Origin of the sequence: Bengtsoniella intestinalis (genome assembly GCF_039719005.1) — a bacterium.
Classification (GTDB): Bacteria; Bacillota; Clostridia; order Oscillospirales; family Oscillospiraceae; genus Oscillibacter; species Oscillibacter intestinalis.
The window spans coordinates 367,053-389,105 of sequence record NZ_CP133584.1 but is presented as its reverse complement, the minus strand read 5'-3'; the positions used below and the strand labels follow the sequence as shown (position 1 = coordinate 389,105).

The window sequence follows — 22,053 nt, the reverse complement described above, 5'->3', positions numbered from 1 at the left end:
GTGTTTATGGGCACCCCAGACTTTGCGGTGTCTTCGCTAAAACGACTGGTGGAAGATGGCCACACCATCTGTGGCGTGTTCACCCAGCCTGATAAGCCTAAAAATCGTGGAATGAAGCTTACCTTCTCTGCTGTAAAGGAATATGCCTTAACACAAGATTTGGAAGTATATCAACCCCTTTCCATGAAAACAGAGGACTCTTTGGCCTTGTTACAGGGGCTAAAACCCGACTTGACTGTGGTGGCTGCCTATGGGCAAATCTTGCCACAGGCAGTGCTAGATGTGGCACCCCTTGGCTCCATCAATGTCCATTCGTCACTGTTACCCACCTACCGTGGTGCCGCGCCCATCAACTGGGCGATTTTAGATGGCCTTACCACCACAGGTGTCACCATTATGCACATGGCAAAAGCCTTGGATGCCGGGGACATCATCTCCACTGTAGAAACAGCCATTGACCCACAAGAAACCGCCCCAGAACTAACCATGCGGTTGGCTGAACTGGGCGCCGCATTGCTGAGCGAAACTGTGGTGGCCATGGGCAACGGTACAGCCATGCGCACCCCACAAGACCACGAGGCACACACCTATGCGCCCATGCTCTCTCGTGAATTGTCTCCTTTGGACTTCACCAAAGACAGCCTGACCCTTCACAATCAAGTCCGTGGATTAATTCCTTGGCCTTGCGCTGTGGCAGAGTTGCAAGAACGGACATTGAAAGTATTCAAAACCCATGTGGGGGAGGCGACGACCGCCAGTGCTGGTACCATTGTCTCTGCCGATAAATTTGGCATTGGGGTGGCCTGTAGTGACGGTAAAATCTTGGTCATTACAGAGATACAAGCCCAAGGAAGCAAGCGGATGGCCGCTGCTGATTATTTGCGTGGAAAACCCATGCAGGTTTGAAATGAGGTAAATTATGCCATACTATTCTTATTATTCTTACGGTTACGGAGATTTTCTCGCCAATAACATCTATGTTTTATTGCTGATTCCCGTGATTATTTTGTCCGTCTGGGCACAGGCAAAGGTATCTAGCAATTTTAAAAAGTACAGCAAAGAGCGGAACCAACGTGGTCTCACTGGCGCCCAAGCCGCCCAAGAGGTGTTGCGGATGAACGGGGTGACAGGGGTGAATGTGTTGCCAGTTTCTGGCAACTTGACAGATCATTATAACCCCACTGACAACAATATCTACCTTTCTGATGGTGTGTATAGTGCAACCACTGTGGCGGCCGTTGGGGTGGCGGCTCACGAAGCAGGTCATGCGGTGCAATATGCCGAAGGCTATGCGCCCATTCGCATTCGCAATGCCTTTGTGCCTGTGGCACAGTTTGGGTCTAAATTTTCCTTTGTTTTGTTGCTCATTGGTATGTTTATGTACAGCCAAAGCCTGTTTTTGATTGGGATTATTCTGTTTTCGTTTACGTCTCTCTTCCAATTCATCACCTTGCCTGTGGAGTTTGACGCATCTCGTCGGGCTTTGGTGGGCATTGACCAGCGGGGGTTGTTGACAGAAGATGAGTTGTCAGGTGCCAAAAAAGTGCTCAGCGCCGCCGCTTGGACGTATGTGGCAGCACTGCTAATGTCATTGGTACAGTTGTTACGTTTTGTGTTGATTTTTGCAGGTCGACAAGGGAGTCGTGATTGATGGGGGCGAGAGAAACTGCATTGCGTGTGCTGGTGCAATGTAGCACTGCCAATGCTTGGGCGGATGCCAGCTTGCAAGCCCAACTAAAACGGGACGGTCTTTCAGGGGCAGAAGCCGCCTTGGCCAGTCGTTTGGTGTATGGTGTGATGCAAAGTAAACTGCGACTTGATTATTATATTGGCTGTTATTGCACCCAAAAGCCTGACCATTTGCAGCGTCCTCTGTTGGAGATTTTAGAACTGAGCGCCTACCAAATTCTCTATCTTGACCGTATTCCTGATAGCGCCGCTGTCAATGAAGGGGTAAAGTTGGCGAAATTGATGGGACGAGGACCAGCATCTGGCTTGATTAACGCTGTGCTACGAAAAATTGTTGCCAATAAAAACAATCTGCCACCACTGCCAGAGCGTGACGCAGTGACCAATCTATCCTTGACATACAGCCATCCTAAGTGGTTGGTGAAGCGCTTGATTGGGTTGTTTGGGCAAGAAGAAGCTACGCAAATTCTAGAGGTTCACAACCAAGTGGCACCGTTAACGGTGCAAGTGAATCCCCTTGTCACCACCCAAGAATCCTTGGTTTCTGCGTTGGAAATTGCTGGTGTGAGCGTGAAAACCCATCCTTGGGTCAATGGTTGCTTAGAGTTGACTGGAGTGGGAGACTTGACCCAATTGGAGGCCTTCCAAAAAGGGCACTTCTTGGTGCAAGACCCTGCCGCACGACTGGTTGCTCAAATTGCCAGCCCCAAAGCAGGACAAACTGTACTGGATGTGTGCTCTGCCCCCGGTGGCAAAAGTTTTGCCTGTGCCTTTGAAATGGAAAACCAAGGGGAAATTATCTCTTGTGATGTTCATAATAGCAAACTGGTGCGTATAGACCAAGGAGCTAAGCGTCTTGGTATCACCACTATTGCCACCACCTGTGCCGATGGTCGGGTGTATCATGAGGACTGGGACAGTCAGTTTGATGTGGTGATTGTGGATGCCCCTTGCTCGGGGTTGGGCATCATTCGGAAAAAACCTGATATTCGCTACAAAAAACCAGATGATTTATTCACCTTGTCCGTGGTGCAATCGGAAATTTTGGCCAATGCCGCTGCCTATGTGAAGGTAGGGGGAACGTTAATTTATTCTACCTGCACCATTTTACCAGAGGAAAACCAGCAAGTGTGCGATGCTTTCTTGGCAGAATTCCCCACCTTTGTCCGCGATTCTTTCACCCTTGGTGATGGCACGGTGACAGAGGAGGGGCAAGTGACCTTGTTGCCACACCGTCATCAATGCGACGGCTTTTTCATCTGCCGTATGGTGCGCAATACGTAAAAGGATGGTTCTATGATTGATATAAAATCCATGTCCCTAGAAGAGATCACGGTGTTACTTAAATCTATGGGGCAACCGGCCTTTCGAGGCAAACAGGTGTTTACATGGCTTCATAAAGGGGTATCCTATTTTGAAGAGATGTCAAATTTATCCAAACCTTTGCGTGAAGCCTTGGCAAAAGACTGCGCATTGACCCCACCGCAGGTGGTGTACAAGCAGGTTTCTAAACTAGACGGCACGGTGAAATACCTGTGGGAATTAGAAGATGGCAACTGCATCGAATCGGTGCTGATGCAATATAAGCACGGCAACACCATTTGCATTTCTTCCCAAGTTGGCTGTCGTATGGGATGTGCTTTTTGCGCATCCACAGTGGCTGGCAAGGTAAGAGACTTGACAGCTGGAGAGATGGTCGACCAAGTGATTTTCACCCAAAAAGATAGTGGTCTGCCCATTTCTAACATCGTTTTGATGGGCATTGGGGAACCGCTGGACAACATGGACAATGTGTTGCGGTTTTTGGAGCTGATTAACCACGGCGATGGTATGAACATCGGGATGCGCCATATTTCTTTATCCACCTGTGGTATTGTCACAGGAATTGACCGTTTGGCAGAGCTGGGTTTGCAAATCACATTATCCATTTCACTCCACGCGCCTGACAATCAATCTCGTAGCGCTATGATGCCAGTGAATAAGGCCTTTGACGTGGAAGAATTGTTTCAGGCCTGTCATCGATATTTTAAGAAAACAGGCCGCCGCATTTCCTTTGAATACGCCATGGTAGACGGGGTCAACGATTCTGATGCCCAAGCGGATTTGATTGCCAAAAAGTTAAAAGGAATGCCGGGTCATGTGAATTTAATTCCTTTAAATGACGTTGTGGAAAGTCCATTTAAGCCTTCAAAACGGGTGTCGGCCTTCCAAAAACGGTTAGAGTCTCACGGATTGACCGCCACAGTACGGCGAAGCTTGGGGGGCGATATTGATGCTTCCTGTGGGCAATTACGGCGAAAAGCCATGGAAGAAAGGAGGGCAAACCAATGAATGTATGGCAAAAAACTGACATAGGCTTGGTGCGTAAAAGCAACCAAGATGCCTGTGCCGTGACAGAGCTGGCTGGGATGACCCTCTGCGTTGTGTGTGATGGTATGGGCGGTACCGCTGGTGGCCAAGTGGCCAGCAATTTGGCGGTTGAATCGTTTACGTCCTATATGCAAACCCATATGAAGCCCTTGATGAAGTTGGAAGTGCTAGACCAATTGGGGAAAGATGGGGTGGCCGCGGCCAATCATGTTATCCATGAAGAAGCCCTCCATTCTGAGCAATACCGTAACATGGGTACCACCTTGGTGGCTGCCTTGATCCATGGCACAGGTGCCATTGTTTGGAACGTAGGGGACAGCCGCGCCTATCATGTCAGCAAAAATGGCATTCGCCAAATCTCTAAAGACCATTCGCTGGTGGAATCTTTGGTGGAAAGTGGCGAATTGACCCAAGAAGAAGCTCGTTTTCACCCCAAGCGCAACTATATTACACGGGCGCTGGGCACCGATGCCGCCGTGTTATGCGACAGTTACATAGAGACGTGTTCCGCCGAGGATTGCTTGCTTCTGTGTAGTGATGGCTTGATGAAAACGGTGGACGACCAAGAAATGTTATTTGAAATTATCCATGGGGAATCCTTAGACAACAGTTTAGACCGTCTCTTTGACATTGCCAAAGAGCGGGGAGCCCCAGACAATGTCACTGCTGTGCTGGTACAGCTTAGCGGTGAAAGGAGGCTCGATTGATGGATTCCTATATTGGGAAAATGCTAGATGGACGCTATGAAATTTTAGAGCGCATCGGCACTGGTGGCATGGCAGTGGTTTACAAGGCCAAATGTCACCGCTTAAACCGCCTTGTGGCGGTTAAAATTCTAAAAACTGATTTGGCACAAGATGCCGATTTCCGCCGTCGTTTCCACACAGAGTCACAGGCGGTAGCCTTGCTCAGCCATGCCAACATTGTGTCGGTGTATGATGTGTCTCGTGGCAACGACTTGGATTACATCGTCATGGAAATGATTGATGGGATTACGTTGAAGCAATATATGGAGCGAAAGGGTGCCTTGAATTGGCGCGAATCTCTCCATTTTATCACCCAGATTTTCCGAGGCCTTGACCATGCCCATGATCGTGGCATTGTCCACCGTGACATTAAACCACAAAATATCATGGTATTGCGAGACGGCAGTGTGAAGGTCACCGACTTTGGCATTGCCTGCATGGAAGATACCTCTCAAACCCTGACCCAGCAAACATTTGGTTCGGTGCATTATATTTCCCCAGAGCAAGCTAAGGGCGACCGTCCTGATGCACGGTCTGATATTTACTCCGCTGGCGTCATGTTCTATGAGATGCTGTGCAATCGTTTACCTTTTGAAGGGGAAAGTGCGGTGAGCATTGCCTTGCAACACGTTAGCTCTATCCCGTTGTCTCCCCGAGAAATTGACCCCGAAGTGCCACAGGCCTTGGAACTGATTTGTCTCAAAGCCATGGCGCCTGTGCTAGGCAAGCGATATCAATCTGCCCAAGCAGCCATCGATGATTTGGAAGCTTTCCGTAAAAATCCCGATATGACGGTGGACATTCAGGTGGAGGATTTGCACGTGGCTAAAGTTGATGAGCCCACAATGGTGATTCCCACCCCACAAGTGAAGGCGGCAGAACAAGTTGCCGAACGAAAAAAGCGTCCCGTTGTACAAGAAGACGATGACTATGACGACCAAGACTATGCGTCGAGCCGTGGGGGAAGCATTGCCCGTATTGTGTTTTTATTGGCGATTTTGGCGGCTGTGATTTTTGGTTTGTTTACCTTGTTCCAGTCTATTTTCGATTCCTTTGTAGCCCCTGTGCCAGAATATACCGTCCCTGATTTGCAAGGTATGACCATTGAAGAAGCCATGGAATCAGAAGATGTGGTTGATATTTTTGAAATCATTGAAAAAACCACTGTTGTCAGTGAAGACTATGAAGCAGGGCAAATTGTCACCCAAGAACCATCACCAGACACTGTGAAAAAATCTGATTTGGTGATTTATGTAACTGTGAGCCAAGGTCTGGCTTCTACGGCGATGTCTGATGTGATTGGACAAAATTATCGCATGGCGGAGCTGTTGATGAAGGATGTCATCACAGAGAAAAACCTAACCATCGAAACGGAATTGGTATTCTCTGATAACGTGCCTGCCGAAGACATTGTCTCCACCTTGCCTGCTGCAGGCGGTCTTTTAGAAGATGGGGATATTGTGACTTTCTATGTGAGCCAAGGCCCTGAAATCTCTACCACCACGGTACCTTCCTTCATTGGTAAGGATATTACCACCGTGGAGCAAGAAGTGGTTTCCGTTTGGAAGCTAGAGATGGGTACCACCAGTTATATTGAAGACGATGCACCTAGTGGTCAAGTCATTCAACAAAGCATAGCTGTTGCCACTGAGGTCAACGAAGGCACTGCCATTGACTTTGTGGTCAGCTCTGGTCCAGCGTATGTGGCACCTGAAACCCATACCATCATCATCGATGCAGATCTGCCCACAAACGCAGAGCGTGTGAAGTTACTGGTGACTTTGGATGATATTACGGTTTATAATCAAGAGGTGGACACCGCCCAAGGGTCTGTGCCAATCAGTTTGACAGGCTCAGGCACTGGTCGTGTGACCATCTATTGGGATGGCGTGCAGCATAAGGAATATACGGTGCCGTTCGAATGATGGAAGGAAGAATTTTAAAAGCCCTCAGCGGCTTCTATTACGTGGACACAGGTGACCAAGTGGTCACCTGCCGTGCCAGAGGGAAATTTCGTAAATTGGGAATTTCTCCTTTGGTGGGGGATATGGTGCGGATTTCCCAGCAACCCAGCGGGGAAGGCATGGTGGATGAAATTCTGCCACGGAAAAATGCTTTTATCCGCCCATCGGTGGCGAACATCGACCAACTGGTGGTGCTGGCATCGGGTGCCATTCCTAAAACCGACCCTTTTTTGATTGACCGTATTTGTGCCATTGCCGCATTGAAAGGCTGTGGTGTGATTATCCTCTTGAACAAGTGTGACCTTGACCCAGCCGATGATTTGTATGAGATTTACAAGACGTCTGGTATCCCTGTGCTGCGTGTCAGCGCTGAAACAGGAGAGGGGATTGAGGAGTTGAAGCCGCTTTTAGATGGCAAGCTTTCTGCCTTTACAGGTAACTCTGGCGTAGGGAAATCCAGTGTACTCAATGCCTTGGATTCTGATTTTGCCATTGCGGTTGGGGAAGTGAGCCAAGCCCTTGGTCGTGGACGCCATACCACCCGTCATGTGGAGTTGTTCCGCTTGGGGTGTGGTGGAGAAGCCATGGATTCTCCGGGGTTTAGCTCCTTTGAAACTGACGAAATGAATATGGAATTGAAGGAGCGGCTAGACGAAACCTTTGTAGACTTTGCCCCCTATCGGACAGAGTGTCGGTATGTAGGTTGTAGTCACACCAAGGAAAAAGGATGCGCTGTGCTGCGAGCTTTGAAAGATGGGGAAATCCATCCCGTCCGTCATCGTAGCTATCTGCGGATGCACGAAGATTTAAAACCCCTGCAAGCGTGGCAACAAAAGAAATAATGACACAGGCGACCACAAGTCAATTCTGCAACCACGGTTGTAGGGGCGACCTGTGGTCGCCCGTTTTTGCAGAAAAACAGCCCACGACCAAATCGGTCATGGGCTGTTTTGACTTTGTTTTTTAGATTAACCCAGCAGGTATCCGTAGCGGTTCATCACAGTGAGAATAAACACTTCGATGTCTTTGGGCAAGTCGTTGTTGCCACGGAGGTCAGCTTCAAAGACTTTGCCGTCTAAGCGAACCAACACTTTGTTGCCATCCAATGGCAAGAAGCCTTGGTTGTTCGTGCTTTCTTCAAAGCCGTCCATGGTCATGAACAAAGTGAACTTGTCACGATAAGGACTAGAGGCGTAGGGGCAGAAAATGGCGCAGTTGCCACATTCGTTGCACATACGGTCAACATGGAGGATTTGGGTGCGTCCGTCAGGCAATTCGATGGCCACGTTGGCACGGTTGGGACACACATCCACGCAGTTTTGACACACCACGTTACAAGCCAAGCAGCGGTCACCTTCGCATTTTGCGGAGGAAGCCAGCACACCTTTTTTGGAGAAGATGTCTTCTTTAGAAGTGACCGCAGCGGCTGGGATTTTGGTTTCATACATGCTACCGATGACGGCAGCGGCAAACCATGTGGCATCGGCAATGCCTTCCACCACGGTGGCAGGGCCACGCATGGCGTCGCCACCAGCGTACACACCGTCCACGTTGCATTTAAATTCAGCACGACCACGTTTGTCCATAGCAATACCATTGGCAGTGAACACAGCGTCGTCCACCTTTTCGCCCACAGCAGAAATCACGGTATCGCAGGGGATGGATACGATTTCATCGGTTTCCACCACAGAGCGTCGACCAGAGGCATCCACTTCGCCCAACGCCATTTTCTTGCACAGCAATTGCCCGTTTTCTTGGGCAACAGGGGAGACCAATTCCAAGAATTGCACGCCATCAGCGATGGCCAATTCCAGTTCTTCCACGTCAGCAGGCATGTACTTTTTGGTGCGACGATAAACCAAAGTGGAGGATTTTGCACCGAACCGCAATGCTACGCGAGCAGCATCCATGGCGGTGTTGCCACCGCCAACCACGGCTACATGACCCAGTTCTGGGTTGATGCCTTGTTTCAAGCCTTTCAGCCATTGGATAACAGGAAGGACGTTGCCAGCGATATCCAACTTGCCAGCCTTCCAAGCACCAACAGCCATGAAAATGTGGCTGTAGCCTTGGGCTTTCAAGTCTGTAATGGCAGGTGCCACGGTGTTGGTGCGAATGTCAACGCCCAGCTTTTTAAGAGCGGATACGTCTTTTTCGATGGCCTCAGCACCAATGCGGAAGTCAGGAATGACGTGACGGACAATACCGCCCAAAGTGGCTTCTTGTTCAAATAAGGTGACAGGAATACCAGCGCGTGCCACAAAATAGCTGGCGGCCATACCGGTGGGGCCACCGCCGATGACGGCAACTTTGCGACCATCAGATATGGATTTTGGTTGCACAAGGTTTACCATGTAGCCATCAAAGCCACGCTCTGCAGCCACCAGTTTGGTCTCACGAATTTGCACGCTATTGTCGTAGAAATTACGGGTACATTTATCCATGCAGTGGTGGGCGCAGATGGTACCGGTGATGAAGGGGAGTGGGTTCTTTTCAGCGATGACTTCCAAGGCTTCCACATACAAACCCTTGCGACATAGCTCGATATATTCGGGAATATCTTGCCCGATGGGACAGCCGCCCTTGCAAGGAGCGGTGTAGCAATCCAGTAAAGGTACTTTACTTGTCAGCTTGCGGTTGGAAAGGGGTTTGATGTCTTTGACATGGTATTCATCGGTGCGAGCAGCCAGACATAGGGCTTCGATGGCGGTCACATGGACACCAGTGAAGGGCTTAAATTCCATGGTGTCCAACTTGTCGCCGATTTGGCTGAACCGTTGGTACCCACCGGGTTTCAATTCGGTGGTCGCCATGGTAATGGGCCAGATGTTGCAGGCGAAAATCTTGTCAATGTTGAAGAAATCAGCACCGCCAGCATAGGACAGTCGCAGTTTGCCCTCAAATTCACGGGCAAAACGTGCGGCCATGGTTGTGGTCAAGGGGTAGAGAGACTTGCCAGCCATGTACATTTCTTCGCTGGGCAGTTCGCCAGCCTTCACGTCTACAGGGAAGGTGTTAGACAGCTTCAAGCCAAATTCCAAAGCGTTACTATCAGCCAAGGCTTGCAGACGATGGAACATGGGAACCGCATCGCACCATTGTAAATCTTCGTTGAAGTGATGGTCGTCAAAGGCGATGTAATCATAGCCCATACCGTCTAGCACGGAGCGAGCAGTTTCATAGCCCAAGATGGTGGGATTGCACTTAACAAAGGTGTGTAAACCTTTTTCGCTTAACAGGTAAGAGGCAATGCGTTCAATTTCATCGGGAGGACAACCATGCAAAGTGGACACAGTGACAGACCCAGAAACCTTGGGAGTGATGGTGTCAATGAAGGCAGATTCTTGGGGGAACATATCCTTCAAGACGGCAATACATTCTTGGAAGATGGGGGTTTCACTGGCGTCTATCATACCGTTTAAGAAGGTATCGATTTTCTCACCTTTGATGCCTTCTAGGTCATAGCCAACGCTCATGTTAAACACAAAGCCGTTGGGATCACCAAGGCCATACACCTTGGCCATCATCTTGCAGGCACACCAACCCTTGACGTATTCCTCAAAGGCTTGGGTCACATACAATTCGGTGGACCATTCGCAGTTGTAGCACTCGTCCTCTGCCACGATACATGGACGATTGATGCAGGCTGCCAAATCTGCACCATCCATTTTTTGCACGGTTTTCAGTTCAAAAAACCGTGCGCCAGTAAAGTAGCTGGCGATGATATTTTGCGCCAACTGGGTGTTAGGGCCAGCGGCAGGGCCGAAGGGCGTTTCAATGGTTTCACCAAAAATAGGCAGTTTTTTCACACCAGCAACAAAGGGACGGTGGATGCCAAAGCAGGTGCCTTGGGTTTGGTATTCGCTGGTCATATGACCCATCAGTTCCCGAAAGGGAATGGGCATCATCAGTTCAGACATGGTAATGTTCCTCCTAATTTAATATGTGCGATTGTTCAGTTTGCCCCACAAGTTCTTAGAGGCTTCCAGCACTTGGGCATTGACGGCTTCTTCATCGATGCCCACCAATACACGGTCTTGCATCAAGATTTTACCGTTGACCATAGTGGTTTGGCATTGGCGACCCGTCATGCCAAAGAGCATATGACCGTCGATATTTTCATCGGAGAAGGGGGTGTATGGCTTGTAATCCATGACGATGACGTCAGCGGCGGCACCAGCTTTCAGCACGCCCAATTCTGTTTCAAAGGAACGGTTTGCCATCTTAGCATTGTTGTGGAAGAGCATATCGGTGACTTCACACCAGCCCACATTGGGCAGGCAAGCGTTGTGACGTTGGATGGTCAGCGCTACTTTGATGGATTCCAGCATATCATTGGTATAAGCGTCGGTGCCTAAGCCAACCAGAATACCTTTGCTCATCAATTGCAAAACAGGGGAACACCCAACGGCGTTACCCATGTTGGATTCTGGATTGTTGACGCACATGGTGTTGGTGGCACGGATGATGTCCATTTCAGCGGTGTTGACATGGATGCAGTGACCAAGAATGGTTTTTTCACCCAAAATCCCATGGTCTTGCAGACGTTGCACAGGACGGCGACCGTAGTGTTGCAAGCTGTCATATACATCGTTCATGCCTTCTGCCACATGGATGTGGTAACCCACGCGACTGTCGTTGGCTTGCACCATTTCTTCAAAGGTATTGTCGGAGATGGTGAACAGGGCATGACCACCAAACATGGCCTTGAGCATATCGGTGTCATCTTTTTCGCAGTGGGAGATGAAGTCGGCATTTTCTTGAATGGCTTGCTTACATTTTTCAGCGCCGTCACGGTCAGACACTTCGTAACATAGATTGGCACGGATGCCGTATTTTTTGGTGACGTCGGCAATGGTGAATAGGGAACCGGGGATTTCACAGAAGGAGGCGTGATGGTCAAAAATGGTGGTGACACCTTGCTTGATGCAATCGAGCACCAAGGCTGTGGCGGAAGCTTTGGTGGCTTGCATATCCAGATTGCGGTCGATGGCCCACCAAGTGCCTTCTAGAACTTCTAGGAAATTGGAAGGATTGTTGCCTTCGATGGCCAAACCGCGAGCCAACGCGGAATAGATATGGGTGTGGGCATTGATGAGCCCTGGCATGATGACCCCACCTTTGGCATCCACAAATTGAGCATCTGGATATTGGGCTTGCAAATCTTGGGTGGTGCCAACGGCAACAATTTTGCCACCATTGGTGACCACGCCACCGTTTTCATAGTAGCCAACCCCATTGGCATCACGGGTGATGAGCTTGCCCTTTGCAATTAAAATCATAGAAAATCCTCCTTCATATATCTGAAAATTGGTATGACATAATAAAAAAAGTGCTTTGAACCGTCTCTGGTTCAAAACACCAATTGCGCAAAAAGGTAATCGGTGTTAGCCCGTGCGCATAGCACTTCCTTACAGCCGACTCTCTTTGTTTGTTGTAGTTATTTTACACGATTTGGATGGAAATTGCAAGAGAAAACTAGAAAATAATTTGCAAATATCACAAAAAATTTGACAGACAGGCACCGTACAACCTCTGCATACATATATTGCAGTGAGTGAACTTGGGTTCACTACTCAATGAAGCGAAATGGAGAATTTGCTTATGTCTATGCCCAATATCCCCAATTTAAACCCAACCATTAGCATCAATCGTGACGATACCATCAACTTGATTTTATCTTCCATCGGTATGGAAGAATTGTCTCTGGCCCATATCGTCAATGCCGAGGCTGAAAAGATTCAATTTGCACTGGGTACACTGGAAACTGCCGACGGTGCCGCCAGTTTGGAAGACATCATGAATGTGAACAACTCTGCCAAGCGTATGCTCCGTGATGTAATTAAGAATCAAATGCTCATTGGCATGAAAATGGAAGACACCGTGGACTTGGCCACCCAAGCCTATGCCGCAGCTGAAACCAAGGAAGAAGTAGCCGAAGAAGAGGTAGTCACTGAAGAAGAAACCGTCACCAAAGAAGAAGTAGCCGCTGAAGAAAAAGCCCAAGAAGAACCTGTAGCCGAAGAAGAACCAGCCCCTGAACAAGCCTAATTCCTAAAAAAAGACCTTGCAAGCAATGCTTGCAAGGTCTTTTTTTTAATCAATCTACGATATCCACGTAAACCTTGATACCAGTTCGCTGCGCATAAGAACGCACCACGGTGCGAATCTCTTTTGCAATGCGACCCTGACGGCCGATAATTTTACCCATGTCGTCAGGTGCGACACGCAGCTCCAACGTCAGTTCCTCACTGCCTTGTACTTCTGTGACAGAGACAGCAGAAGGATCTTCCACAAGGTTTCTGGCGATGTAGAGCAGCAAGTCTTTCATGCGCTGTCCTCCAGATTAGGCCAGGTCTACTTTTTTCAGCAGAGCACGGACAGTATCGGTGGGTTGTGCGCCAGACTTGATCCATGCTTGTGCACGTTCTGCATCAATGGTGATTTCAGCAGGGTTCACACAGGGGTTGTAAGTGCCGATTTCTTCGATGCAACGGCCATCACGGGGAGAGCGAGAGTCAGCCACCACGACACGATAGAAGGGAGCCTTCTTAGCGCCCATGCGGCGCAAACGAATCTTAACCATAGTAAATTTCCTCCAAATAATAAATAAAAAATATAATATATAGTATAAATGCGGGAGCACTTATATTTGAGTTTATCGGCGGCGCTTGCCACCAAAGTTTGTAGCACCACGACCGCCGCCACCAAACGATGGCATCCGACCGCCTTTGCCCATTTTGCCCATTTGCTTGGTCATTTGTTGAATCATGTCAAATTGCTTGAGCAGTTTGTTGATTTCAGACACTTGTAAGCCACAGCCTGCCGCAATACGGCGCTTGCGACTGGCCTGCAAAATTTGGGGATTTTGCCGTTCCTTGGGGGTCATGGAAAGAATGATGGCTTCAGTGTGAGCCAATGCCTTTTCATCAATTTCAGCACCTTGCATTTGCTGACCCATTTTACCGGGGAGCATACCAGCCAGTTGCCCCAGACCGCCCATTTTCTTCACTTGGTTCAGTTGGTCTAGATAATCTTCTAAGGTGAAGGCATTTTTCTTTATTTTTTCTTCCAACTTGGCGGCATTTTTCTCATCAAAGGCTTCTTCTGCTTTTTCGATGAGGGAGAGCATATCGCCCATGCCCAAAATCCGAGAGGCCATACGCTCTGGGTGGAAGGGCTCAATCATATCCAGCTTTTCGCCAGTGCCTGCAAATTTCACAGGTTTTCCAGTGGACGCACGGATGGAAAGAGCAGCACCGCCACGGGCGTCACCGTCAAGCTTGGTCAGCACCACACCATCAATGCCCAAGGCTTCATCAAAAGCACCAGCGGCATTGACCGCATCTTGGCCAGTCATGGCGTCTACCACCAGCAGGATTTCATGGGGTTTCACAGTGGATTTCATCCGCTTGAGCTCGTCCATCAAGGTTTCGTCGATGTGCAAACGACCAGCGGTATCCAAAATCACCAAGTCGTTGCCATGATCTTTTGCATGGGTAATGGCGGCTTGGGCGGTTTTCACAGGGTCACCTTGACCCATTTCAAAAACAGGGATGTCCAGTTGTCCACCCACTACTTTTAACTGTTCGATGGCGGCAGGGCGATAAATATCACAGGCCACCAGCAGAGGACGCTTTTGCATGGTTTTACGTAGGTATCCAGCCAGCTTTGCGCCGTTGGTGGTTTTACCAGCGCCTTGCAAACCCACCATCATCACAACGGTCGGTGGGTGGGGGGCAGTGGCCAACTTAGCGTTGGTGCCGCCCATCAAATTGGTCAGCTCTTGGTTGACAATTTTAATCACCTGTTGGGCAGGGGTTAAACTGTCAAGCACATCGGTGCCAACACATTGCTCAGTGACAGTAGAGATAAAGTCTTTGACAACTTTATAGCTCACGTCAGCTTCTAGAAGAGCCAAACGCACTTCACGCATGGCGGTGCGCACGTGTTCTTCAGAGAGCCGTCCTTGACCGCGGAGTTTTTTAAATGTCAGTGAGAGCTTTTCGCTCAATCCTTCAAATGCCATGTATTATTCCTTTAAGGCGGCGACTTCAGCGCCGATGGTGTTGCACAGCTGTGCTACTTCAGGGTTTAAGTATTGACGGTCGTTGATGTGCGTCAGCTTTACACTGGCTTCCTCGATGGCATCCAAGTGGGGACGCATTTGCTCAAAACGACGAATGAGGCCCGTTTTGTCTTCGATGTCTTGCATGGCGGTTTCAGCCCGCACAATCACATCGCGTACCCCTTGACGGGAGATGTCAGCGTGCTCTGCAATTTCAGTCAAGGACAAGTCTTCATTATAATAGAGGTCAAAGAGTTCTTTTTGACGAGTGGTTAGCAGTTCGCCGTAAAAATCAAACAACATAGTCATGCGATAGGTCTGGTTTTTCATAGTCTCCTCCTCTTGTGTAAAGTGTACTTCCTTTACAACAGTGATTAGTTTACAGGAAAACCCACTGTTTGTCAAGGGGAAAATGGGGTGAAAATCATAAAATTTTCAGAAAAACCACAACATCTATTTGTATAGTTTGCAAAACACACAAATTCTATGATAATTCTTGTATCTTAGACCAATTCCGTGTATACTGATACATGGCCTATGGTCGATTGTGTGTATTAAAAAGTAAAGAAGGATATAGAATGTTAAGTGGACTATTGCAAGCTGTGTTGGGCAGGGAAACGCTTTTCCTTGCGGATGACACATGGGCGCTTTTAGCAGTTATGTGTGTGTCGGTGGCCTTGGCCATTTATTTAGAGCAGACCTATCGATGGGCATCTAAAATTTCTGGCGTGATGATTGCCTTAATTTTAGCATTACTATTGTCAAATCTATCCATCATTCCCACCAGTTGTGTCCTCTATGATGATATTATTTGGGGATTTGCCGTGCCTTTTGGGATTCCTTTATTGTTGCTACAGTGCAACATTAAGCGGATTTGGAAGGAAACAGGGCGGATGCTCATCCTCTTTGTCATTGGAGCAGTGGGGACCGTAGTGGGCACCTTTGTGGCCTACAGCCTGCTCCATAAATACGTTCCAGAGTTAGAGGGCATTGCCGCCATGATGACAGGCACTTACATCGGGGGCAGTATTAATTTGGCGGCGCTGGCCTCTGAATTTGATGTGGGAGATATGACAGGTGCCGCCATTGTGGCAGATAATTTGCTGATGGCACTGTATTTCTTTGCTTTGATTGCCTTTGCTGGCATGAATTTTTTCCGTAGTCACTTTGCCCATCCCCACATTGACCAAGTGGAAGTCAATGAAGCTGACAACCAAACACTAGCTGCATCATTTTGGAGTCGTAAGGAAATTTCCTTAAAAGACATTGCCTTTAATTTTGCCTATGCAGCCACTATAGTGTGGTTGTCTCGCCTCATCGGTTCTGGCATCAGCGCTTGTATCCCTGTGGAGGAAGGCACCTATGGCATCGGCTATATGCTCAACGGCTTTTTTGGCAGTCAATATGTATGGATGACCACGTTGGGTATGTTGGTGGCCACATTTGCACACGATAAAGTGGAGAAACTCAACGGTGCACAAGAAATCGGTACTTTTTTGATTTACTTGTTCTTGTTTGTCATTGGTGTGCCAGCGTCTATTGTAATGATTTTAACCGAAGTGCCCTTGTTACTGGTGTTCACAGGGCTGATTGTGGCCTTTAATATGGTGTTTTGTTTTGTGGGAGGCAAGCTGTTGGGTTTTGATTTGGAAGACATTATTTTGGCTTCCAACGCCAACATCGGCGGTCCCACCACTGCTGCTGGCATGGCCATTTCCCAAGGATGGACAAAGCTGGTGGCGCCGGTCATGCTCATCGGCACCTTTGGCTATGTGCTGGGCACCTATTGTGGCATGATTGTAGGCGCTTTATTGGGCGCAGGATAAACTGGTATTGAATAAGGAGAATTGTTATGAAAAAATCACTATCTTTGCTATTGTCTGCCTTCTTGGCTGTCACCTTGCTGGCTGGTTGCGCTAGCGAAACCGTCACCGAGGAAGTGGAAGAAGCACCCGTTGTTGAAAGTGTGGAAGGTGTTGAAACCCCAGAACCTGACGTGACCGACGCCTATGAAGTAACCCATACCGTCACCATGACCATTGCGGAGTTGGGCACCATTGAGCTGGAGCTCTATGGCAATCTAGCACCTGCAACGGTAGAAAATTTTGTGTCCTTGGCGGAAAGCGGTTTTTACGATGGCCTGATTTTCCACCGTGTGATCGCAGGCTTTATGATTCAAGGTGGCGACCCTCTGGGCAACGGCACAGGCGGTTCTGACACCAAAATCACAGGTGAATTTATTGCCAATGGCTTTGCCAATGACCTGTCCCACAGCCGTGGGGTCATCTCTATGGCACGGAGCAGTGCCTATGATAGCGCATCGTCTCAATTTTTCATTATGCACGCTGATTACCCCTATTTAGATGGCGATTATGCTGCATTTGGTAAGGTTACCTCAGGCTTGGAGGTGGTGGATGCTATTGCCGCCATGGAAACCAACAGCAGTGATAAACCCTTAGAAGATGTGGTTATTGCATCGATTGTTGTGAACTGAGCGTCTATTGTTTGCCTTGGCAGCATAGGCTGTAGGGGTGATGTAATGACGAATTTTACTTGTGATCCTTTGGCGCTGACCACAGCGGTGAACACCCTTGCAGTGGCCATCGCAGAGCAACTGGACGATGGCGAATTGGATTTGGCCGCCGCTGTTTTTGAACAAATTGGGGACACCTTAGCCACCATCGCTGTCCAACGCAGTATCTGCAAATGAACCACGCTCCTTTCCGATTCATATACTGAATTGGAAAGGAGCGTGGTTTTTTTGCGTTTTGTTGAAACATATAATCGCATGGCGGCCGTGCGCTATGCCCACAAATGGGCCTATGGGCGGAATCCAGCTTTTTATGATTACGAAAAATTGGGGGGCGATTGTACTAATTTTGCCTCCCAATGCCTGTTTGCTGGCACGGGTGTCATGAATTACACCAAAGATTTTGGCTGGTATTACATTGACTCTAACCAAAAAGCACCAGCGTGGACAGGGGTGGAATATCTCCACCAATTTCTCACCCGAGACCCCATCGCGCAAGGGCCAGTAGGGGAGGAGGTGGATTTGAAACAAGTCCGACCTGGTGATATTTTGCAACTATCTTTTAGTGGCGAACGATACCAGCACACCCCTGTGGTTGTGGCCGTCGGGGTAAACATTCGTCCAGAAACCATCTGGGTGGCCGCCCATAGTTACGATGCAGATTACCGTCCGTTGTCTTCTTATGAGTACCAACAACTCCGCTGTTTGCATATCACTGGCGTGGTGTTTCCATAAGCGGAAAATTTTATTTATTTCATTTTTTCTCTTTATTCTTAACACGTGACAAGGGGTTTGCCTTTGCAGCAGTTCGCAGGGCATCATTGTCGATATGGGTGTAAATTTCAGTGGTGTTTAGGTGTTCGTGACCGAGAACTTCTTGCACGGCACGGACATCAACACCATTTTGAAGCATCAGCGTAGCCGCTGTGTGGCGCAGTTTATGGGAAGAGTATTGGCTGGCATCTAGACCAGCGTCACCGATGCGAGTTTTTACCACGGCGTGAACACCAGAGCGGCTAATGCGCTTATTTTGCGCCGATAAAAATAGAGCAAATTCGTCTTTGCCTTTGACGTCGCGACGTACAGTCAAATAGGCTTTGATGGCGTCTTGACAGGCATCATTTAAGAATAAAATCCGTGTTTTTCCGCCTTTACCGTGAATACGAAGGGTTTCACCCTGCATATCGTGGAGATTAAGGGAGACTAACTCGGAAATCCGTAATCCACAGTTCAAAAACAGAGTTAAAATGCAGTAATCACGCTCAGGATTTTTCCGATTGGAGCTGGCATCTACCGTTTCCAACAAATCTACACTTTGGTCTAAGGTCAAATATTTTGGCAAGGTTTTCAAGGTTTTTGGCGAGTCGATATCTTTGACAGGATTTTCACGAAGTTGATGGGTTTTATTGGTGAGATAATTATAAAACGACCGTATGGTGGCAATTTTACGGGCTCTGGTAGCTGCATTCAAGCCTGTGTCAGAGCGGCTGGAATTGTGATGAATTACACGATCACGGCTCAAATACGTCATGTAGCTATAAATGTCAGCCAGCGTCACAGAGCCTAACAGCGTCAAATCTACATCCATAATATCAATTTCATCCAAAGCCAGATTGGCTAGATTTGGATTGCGGAGTTGTTTGATATAGCGAAAGAAATTTCGCAAATCTAAAAAGTATTCGTCAACGGTTTTCCGTGAATGGGCTTTGATGGTTTCGTGGTACGATAAAAATTCGCGCAGAACCTGTGGCGATTGTTGGTTATAATCAATCATAGTTATATAGTAACAGATACACAGAAATTGATTTGTCATCGCATTTAGATTGACAAATTATTGTAGGGACGACCTGTGGTCGTCCGATTTGGGCATTGATGGCGCAAAGAGAGGTATTCAGCGCAAAACAGCTTTTCACTATTACTTTTTACCTATTACCTCATTTACCCCTCCCCCACATTGAACAAAATTTTTATTTTGTTCAATGTACTGTGTATCTGAAAAAGCTCCTTTCGTTTTGGATGGATTTTGCGTTTGGGTGTTCCCTGTTTGTTGGGCGTTGTTTTGGTGGTTGCATCGCCGTACACGGGCGACCACAGGTCGCCCCTACGATAATAAACATTCAAATGGTTTTATCGCTTTGCGCCCAAGGCTTTGGCGATGGCATCGTTGACGGTTTTGGCACCAATAATCTGTAGTCCAGACCATTTGCCCAAACCATCCATGCCGTGATACGGCACGATACATTGGGTAAAGCCCAATCGATGGGCTTCGCTGATGCGGTGCTCCAAATGATTCACGTTGCGCAGTTCCCCTGTCAGCCCCACTTCGCCGATGGCCACTAGTTGGCTAGAGACAGGCTTGTCCACGTAGCTGGACGCTAAGGCGATCACAGCCGCCAAGTCTGCCCCTGGTTCGTCCAAAGACAGACCACCGATGATGTTTAAGTAGGCATCGCAGGCCGACACTTTCAAGCCTCCGCGCTTTTCTAGCACCGCCAACAACATGGCGGAGCGGTTATAATCAAAGCCATTACTGGTGCGTCGTGGCGATGGATAACTGGTGGTGACCACCAAGGCTTGGATTTCAGCAAGCACAGGCCGTGCCCCTTCCATCACGCAGGTGACGCAAGTGCCAGGCGCATCTTCTGGGCGGCCTGAGAGTAGCATTTTCGATGGATTTTCCACTTCCACCAAGCCTTCGTTCCGCATTTCAAAGACACCGATTTCATTGGTGGCACCAAAACGGTTTTTCACAGCCCGTAAAATCCGATGGGCTGAGTGTTGGTCGCCTTCAAAATACAGCACGCAGTCCACCATATGCTCTAGTACCTTGGGTCCAGCGATGGAACCTTCTTTGTTGATGTGACCGATGACAAACACAGTCACCCCTTGCTCTTTGGCCAACTGCATCAGCGTCATGGTGCAAGCTTTCACTTGTGACACAGATCCAGCTGGCGAGTCTACGTCAGGATTGTACAAGGTTTGCACCGAGTCCACGATTAAAATATCGGGCTGTTCTTGCTCCACCGCCGCCAAAGCGTTGCCTAGATTGGTTTCACTCAATACATATAATTGAGAGGATTGGGCATTTAAACGCTGGGCGCGAAGTTTCAATTGATGCTCAGATTCTTCACCAGATACATAGAGAACCTTAGAAAATTCGCAGAGTTTAGCGCAAATTTGCAACATTAAAGTGGACTTCCCTATCCCTGGCGCACCGCCTACCAGCACCAATGACCCTTTCACTGCACCACCACCTAGCACACGGTCTAGCTCCCCCATACCTGTGTCAAAACGGATTTCGTCGTTGGTTTCAAGCTCCGTGATGGGGCGTGCTGGCTTGGTTAGCACCACGGCGGCACTAACCCTCCCCTGCTTGGTGGAAACCTTTTGCTTGGGCTGTTCTACAATGGTGTTCCATGCGCCACAGGCGGCGCACTTCCCTGCCCATTTTGGGGTTTCATTGCCACAATCGGTGCAGTAAAATAGTTGCTTTTGCTTCATGTTATGTCCTCTATTTCTAGGCTTTGTCCATACCCGACGGTAATGGATAAAGCCAAAGTCATCTGGTGTTGTTGGGTTTGGAGTAAGGCAGTTTCGTCGCTGTTGGTGAGGAAACCACACTCGATAATTACCACGGGTACAGTGGCGTTATCCATTAAATAAATCCCAGTTCCGATGGATTTATCATTTTTCTCATTGCCGATGTTGACGGTTTCGTTTAAGATGTATTGTACCGCCGCCGCCAAAGGCTTAGCCACTGCCACGTGGTTATAAAAACACTGGGCCCCATGGGTAACAGGCGAAGTGGGTAAACTGTTTTGGTGAACGCTCAGCACAACGGACTGAGGATAGGTGTTAATCAGCGCCACACGATTTTCCAAATCTGACACTTTTTTCTCTCGAATGGTTTGGGCATCTCCGTCGTGTAAGGAGATATCTGTCTCCCGTGTCATCAGGCTGGGAATGCCTATCAGCTGTAGCGTCTGATATAGTTTGGTGGCAATGGCAAGGTTTAACTGGCTTTCGATGACCCCATCGTCAGACACTGCGCCGCCGTCTTCCCCACCGTGGCCTGCATCTACAATGACCATGGGTGCGCCTACAGTATCAATGGCAAACGTGGCGATATACTGCTCATTACCCACAAAGGTGATGGAAATCACCGCCACAAACATACCCGTTATGAGCCAAATGCTACCTAGAAGTCGCCATTTTCCAATCACAATCCACATAAATCTCATCACCTCACCCCAGTCTATGGGGCACGGCTTATCCAGTATACGTCATAAGAAAAAATATACAAGTAAGGCGCTAGAAAATAAGGTGATAAAGCCGATTATCATGGTAAATAAGGTTTTAGAATAGCCTTTTGGGGTCACTTCTCCCCTGTTGTCTAATGCTTTGATAATGGGGTGTAACCGCCAAAAGTAGGTGGCGATAGACAAAATCATCACAGCGACAGCCCCTATCTTGGTGGCTTGATTGCCTAGCGCTAAAATCACCGTCAAGAGCACAATGAAAATCAGTTTGCATCCTGCCACCCAGTTGACTAGATAACTGACAAATAAGGCGAAGTGGGGGTCTTTCTTGGCATGAAACCATGGGTTGAATACAGCCACACCATTTCCCAACTTGCTGTCTGGAAAGAAGTATAAAATCACTATATTGGCACTTTCCATGAGGATG

The 22,053-nt window shown here is 48.4% G+C and carries 22 protein-coding genes; 12 read left to right on the top strand and 10 right to left on the bottom strand.

From position 1 onward, the window contains the following. Genes fmt through rsgA form a run of 7 tightly spaced genes read left to right on the top strand, consistent with a single transcriptional unit; the run spans position 1 to position 7,611 of the window. Positions 1 to 906 carry a methionyl-tRNA formyltransferase gene (gene fmt / locus RFF05_RS01995; RefSeq protein WP_409970063.1) on the top strand — a complete coding sequence of 302 codons (906 nt, stop codon included), beginning with the start codon at positions 1 to 3 and terminating at the stop codon, positions 904 to 906. Between the two features lie 13 nt (positions 907 to 919). Beyond that, on the top strand, positions 920 to 1,651 hold the full coding sequence (locus tag RFF05_RS01990; protein ID WP_409968762.1) for a zinc metallopeptidase: 732 nt from the start codon (positions 920 to 922) through the stop codon (positions 1,649 to 1,651). Then, a complete protein-coding gene (rsmB, locus tag RFF05_RS01985) occupies positions 1,651 to 2,973 on the top strand; it encodes a 16S rRNA (cytosine(967)-C(5))-methyltransferase RsmB (protein WP_409968761.1) in 1,323 nt (440 codons plus the stop codon). The genes RFF05_RS01990 and rsmB overlap by 1 nt, the downstream gene beginning before the upstream one ends. 12 nt (positions 2,974 to 2,985) lie before the next feature. Next, on the top strand, positions 2,986 to 4,020 hold the full coding sequence (gene rlmN, locus RFF05_RS01980; RefSeq protein WP_409968760.1) for a 23S rRNA (adenine(2503)-C(2))-methyltransferase RlmN: 1,035 nt from the start codon (positions 2,986 to 2,988) through the stop codon (positions 4,018 to 4,020). Continuing rightward, positions 4,017 to 4,766, top strand: a complete 750-nt coding sequence (locus tag RFF05_RS01975; protein ID WP_409968759.1) for a Stp1/IreP family PP2C-type Ser/Thr phosphatase — start codon at positions 4,017 to 4,019, stop codon at positions 4,764 to 4,766. The genes rlmN and RFF05_RS01975 overlap by 4 nt, the downstream gene beginning before the upstream one ends. Then, positions 4,766 to 6,730 carry a Stk1 family PASTA domain-containing Ser/Thr kinase gene (pknB, locus tag RFF05_RS01970; protein WP_409968758.1) on the top strand — a complete coding sequence of 655 codons (1,965 nt, stop codon included), beginning with the start codon at positions 4,766 to 4,768 and terminating at the stop codon, positions 6,728 to 6,730. The genes RFF05_RS01975 and pknB overlap by 1 nt, the downstream gene beginning before the upstream one ends. Beyond that, the gene (gene rsgA / locus RFF05_RS01965) at positions 6,727 to 7,611 is read left to right on the top strand and encodes a ribosome small subunit-dependent GTPase A (protein ID WP_409968757.1); all 885 of its coding nucleotides are present in this window, start codon (positions 6,727 to 6,729) and stop codon (positions 7,609 to 7,611) included. The genes pknB and rsgA overlap by 4 nt, the downstream gene beginning before the upstream one ends. Positions 7,612 to 7,737: 126 nt before the next feature. Here rsgA and ygfK read toward each other — a convergent pair whose 3' ends face one another. Then, positions 7,738 to 10,689, bottom strand: coding sequence for a putative selenate reductase subunit YgfK (ygfK, locus tag RFF05_RS01960; RefSeq protein ID WP_409968756.1), 2,952 nt, complete (start codon positions 10,687 to 10,689; stop codon positions 7,738 to 7,740). Positions 10,690 to 10,707: 18 nt separating this feature from the next. Continuing rightward, positions 10,708 to 12,051, bottom strand: a complete 1,344-nt coding sequence (gene ssnA, locus RFF05_RS01955; protein ID WP_409968755.1) for a putative aminohydrolase SsnA — start codon at positions 12,049 to 12,051, stop codon at positions 10,708 to 10,710. Between the two features lie 322 nt (positions 12,052 to 12,373). Here ssnA and RFF05_RS01950 point away from each other — a divergent pair, with 322 nt between their 5' ends. Continuing rightward, a complete protein-coding gene (locus RFF05_RS01950) occupies positions 12,374 to 12,820 on the top strand; it encodes a hypothetical protein (protein ID WP_409968754.1) in 447 nt (148 codons plus the stop codon). Positions 12,821 to 12,869: 49 nt separating this feature from the next. On the opposite strand, the gene RFF05_RS01945 is transcribed toward RFF05_RS01950, so the two are convergent. The 4 genes from RFF05_RS01945 to ylxM form a co-directional block, all read right to left on the bottom strand. After that, positions 12,870 to 13,100, bottom strand: coding sequence for a KH domain-containing protein (locus tag RFF05_RS01945; RefSeq protein ID WP_409968753.1), 231 nt, complete (start codon positions 13,098 to 13,100; stop codon positions 12,870 to 12,872). A gap of 15 nt (positions 13,101 to 13,115) precedes the next feature. After that, positions 13,116 to 13,355 carry a 30S ribosomal protein S16 gene (rpsP, locus tag RFF05_RS01940; RefSeq protein ID WP_409968752.1) on the bottom strand — a complete coding sequence of 80 codons (240 nt, stop codon included), beginning with the start codon at positions 13,353 to 13,355 and terminating at the stop codon, positions 13,116 to 13,118. Between the two features lie 72 nt (positions 13,356 to 13,427). Then, positions 13,428 to 14,798 carry a signal recognition particle protein gene (ffh, locus tag RFF05_RS01935; RefSeq protein WP_409968751.1) on the bottom strand — a complete coding sequence of 457 codons (1,371 nt, stop codon included), beginning with the start codon at positions 14,796 to 14,798 and terminating at the stop codon, positions 13,428 to 13,430. Between the two features lie 3 nt (positions 14,799 to 14,801). Next, positions 14,802 to 15,167 (bottom strand): YlxM family DNA-binding protein, encoded by a 366-nt coding sequence (gene ylxM, locus RFF05_RS01930; RefSeq protein WP_409968750.1) that lies wholly within the window; start codon positions 15,165 to 15,167, stop codon positions 14,802 to 14,804. A 248-nt stretch (positions 15,168 to 15,415) separates the two neighbouring features. Between ylxM and RFF05_RS01925 the strand changes: the two genes are divergently transcribed. The 4 genes from RFF05_RS01925 (at position 15,416) to RFF05_RS01910 (ending at position 18,102) form a co-directional block, all read left to right on the top strand. After that, the gene (locus RFF05_RS01925; protein ID WP_409968749.1) at positions 15,416 to 16,663 is read left to right on the top strand and encodes a DUF819 domain-containing protein; all 1,248 of its coding nucleotides are present in this window, start codon (positions 15,416 to 15,418) and stop codon (positions 16,661 to 16,663) included. Positions 16,664 to 16,689: 26 nt separating this feature from the next. Further along, a complete protein-coding gene (locus tag RFF05_RS01920) occupies positions 16,690 to 17,331 on the top strand; it encodes a peptidylprolyl isomerase (RefSeq protein WP_409968748.1) in 642 nt (213 codons plus the stop codon). 45 nt (positions 17,332 to 17,376) lie between these two features. Continuing rightward, positions 17,377 to 17,547 carry a DUF6774 domain-containing protein gene (locus RFF05_RS01915; RefSeq protein WP_409968747.1) on the top strand — a complete coding sequence of 57 codons (171 nt, stop codon included), beginning with the start codon at positions 17,377 to 17,379 and terminating at the stop codon, positions 17,545 to 17,547. Positions 17,548 to 17,625: 78 nt separating this feature from the next. After that, positions 17,626 to 18,102, top strand: a complete 477-nt coding sequence (locus RFF05_RS01910) for an amidase domain-containing protein (RefSeq protein WP_409970062.1) — start codon at positions 17,626 to 17,628, stop codon at positions 18,100 to 18,102. A gap of 19 nt (positions 18,103 to 18,121) precedes the next feature. On the opposite strand, the gene RFF05_RS01905 is transcribed toward RFF05_RS01910, so the two are convergent. From RFF05_RS01905 to RFF05_RS01890, 4 genes are all read right to left on the bottom strand, one after another. Continuing rightward, entirely contained in the window at positions 18,122 to 19,141 is a 1,020-nt protein-coding gene (locus RFF05_RS01905) for a tyrosine recombinase XerC (protein ID WP_409968746.1), read from the bottom strand. A gap of 353 nt (positions 19,142 to 19,494) precedes the next feature. Then, positions 19,495 to 20,868 (bottom strand): DNA repair protein RadA, encoded by a 1,374-nt coding sequence (radA, locus tag RFF05_RS01900; protein ID WP_409968745.1) that lies wholly within the window; start codon positions 20,866 to 20,868, stop codon positions 19,495 to 19,497. Further along, the gene (locus RFF05_RS01895) at positions 20,865 to 21,599 is read right to left on the bottom strand and encodes an N-acetylmuramoyl-L-alanine amidase (protein ID WP_409968744.1); all 735 of its coding nucleotides are present in this window, start codon (positions 21,597 to 21,599) and stop codon (positions 20,865 to 20,867) included. The genes radA and RFF05_RS01895 overlap by 4 nt, the downstream gene beginning before the upstream one ends. A 51-nt stretch (positions 21,600 to 21,650) precedes the next feature. Beyond that, positions 21,651 to 22,028 carry a hypothetical protein gene (locus tag RFF05_RS01890; protein ID WP_409968743.1) on the bottom strand — a complete coding sequence of 126 codons (378 nt, stop codon included), beginning with the start codon at positions 22,026 to 22,028 and terminating at the stop codon, positions 21,651 to 21,653. Between the last annotated feature and the right edge of the window lie 25 nt (positions 22,029 to 22,053).

Coding starts and splice junctions, on each gene's coding strand:
- RFF05_RS01895 (WP_409968744.1), bottom strand. CDS start 21,599: ATGTGGATTGTGATTGGAAAATGGCGACTTCTAGGTAGCATTTGGCTC.
- RFF05_RS01905 (WP_409968746.1), bottom strand. CDS start 19,141: ATGATTGATTATAACCAACAATCGCCACAGGTTCTGCGCGAATTTTTA.
- ygfK (WP_409968756.1), bottom strand. CDS start 10,689: ATGTCTGAACTGATGATGCCCATTCCCTTTCGGGAACTGATGGGTCAT.
- RFF05_RS01910 (WP_409970062.1), top strand. CDS start 17,626: ATGGCGGCCGTGCGCTATGCCCACAAATGGGCCTATGGGCGGAATCCA.
- pknB (WP_409968758.1), top strand. CDS start 4,766: ATGGATTCCTATATTGGGAAAATGCTAGATGGACGCTATGAAATTTTA.
- rpsP (WP_409968752.1), bottom strand. CDS start 13,355: ATGGTTAAGATTCGTTTGCGCCGCATGGGCGCTAAGAAGGCTCCCTTC.
- ylxM (WP_409968750.1), bottom strand. CDS start 15,167: ATGAAAAACCAGACCTATCGCATGACTATGTTGTTTGATTTTTACGGC.
- RFF05_RS01945 (WP_409968753.1), bottom strand. CDS start 13,100: ATGAAAGACTTGCTGCTCTACATCGCCAGAAACCTTGTGGAAGATCCT.
- ffh (WP_409968751.1), bottom strand. CDS start 14,798: ATGGCATTTGAAGGATTGAGCGAAAAGCTCTCACTGACATTTAAAAAA.
- RFF05_RS01925 (WP_409968749.1), top strand. CDS start 15,416: ATGTTAAGTGGACTATTGCAAGCTGTGTTGGGCAGGGAAACGCTTTTC.
- radA (WP_409968745.1), bottom strand. CDS start 20,868: ATGAAGCAAAAGCAACTATTTTACTGCACCGATTGTGGCAATGAAACC.
- rlmN (WP_409968760.1), top strand. CDS start 2,986: ATGATTGATATAAAATCCATGTCCCTAGAAGAGATCACGGTGTTACTT.
- RFF05_RS01915 (WP_409968747.1), top strand. CDS start 17,377: ATGACGAATTTTACTTGTGATCCTTTGGCGCTGACCACAGCGGTGAAC.
- rsmB (WP_409968761.1), top strand. CDS start 1,651: ATGGGGGCGAGAGAAACTGCATTGCGTGTGCTGGTGCAATGTAGCACT.
- ssnA (WP_409968755.1), bottom strand. CDS start 12,051: ATGATTTTAATTGCAAAGGGCAAGCTCATCACCCGTGATGCCAATGGG.
- RFF05_RS01950 (WP_409968754.1), top strand. CDS start 12,374: ATGTCTATGCCCAATATCCCCAATTTAAACCCAACCATTAGCATCAAT.
- RFF05_RS01920 (WP_409968748.1), top strand. CDS start 16,690: ATGAAAAAATCACTATCTTTGCTATTGTCTGCCTTCTTGGCTGTCACC.
- RFF05_RS01990 (WP_409968762.1), top strand. CDS start 920: ATGCCATACTATTCTTATTATTCTTACGGTTACGGAGATTTTCTCGCC.
- rsgA (WP_409968757.1), top strand. CDS start 6,727: ATGATGGAAGGAAGAATTTTAAAAGCCCTCAGCGGCTTCTATTACGTG.
- RFF05_RS01975 (WP_409968759.1), top strand. CDS start 4,017: ATGAATGTATGGCAAAAAACTGACATAGGCTTGGTGCGTAAAAGCAAC.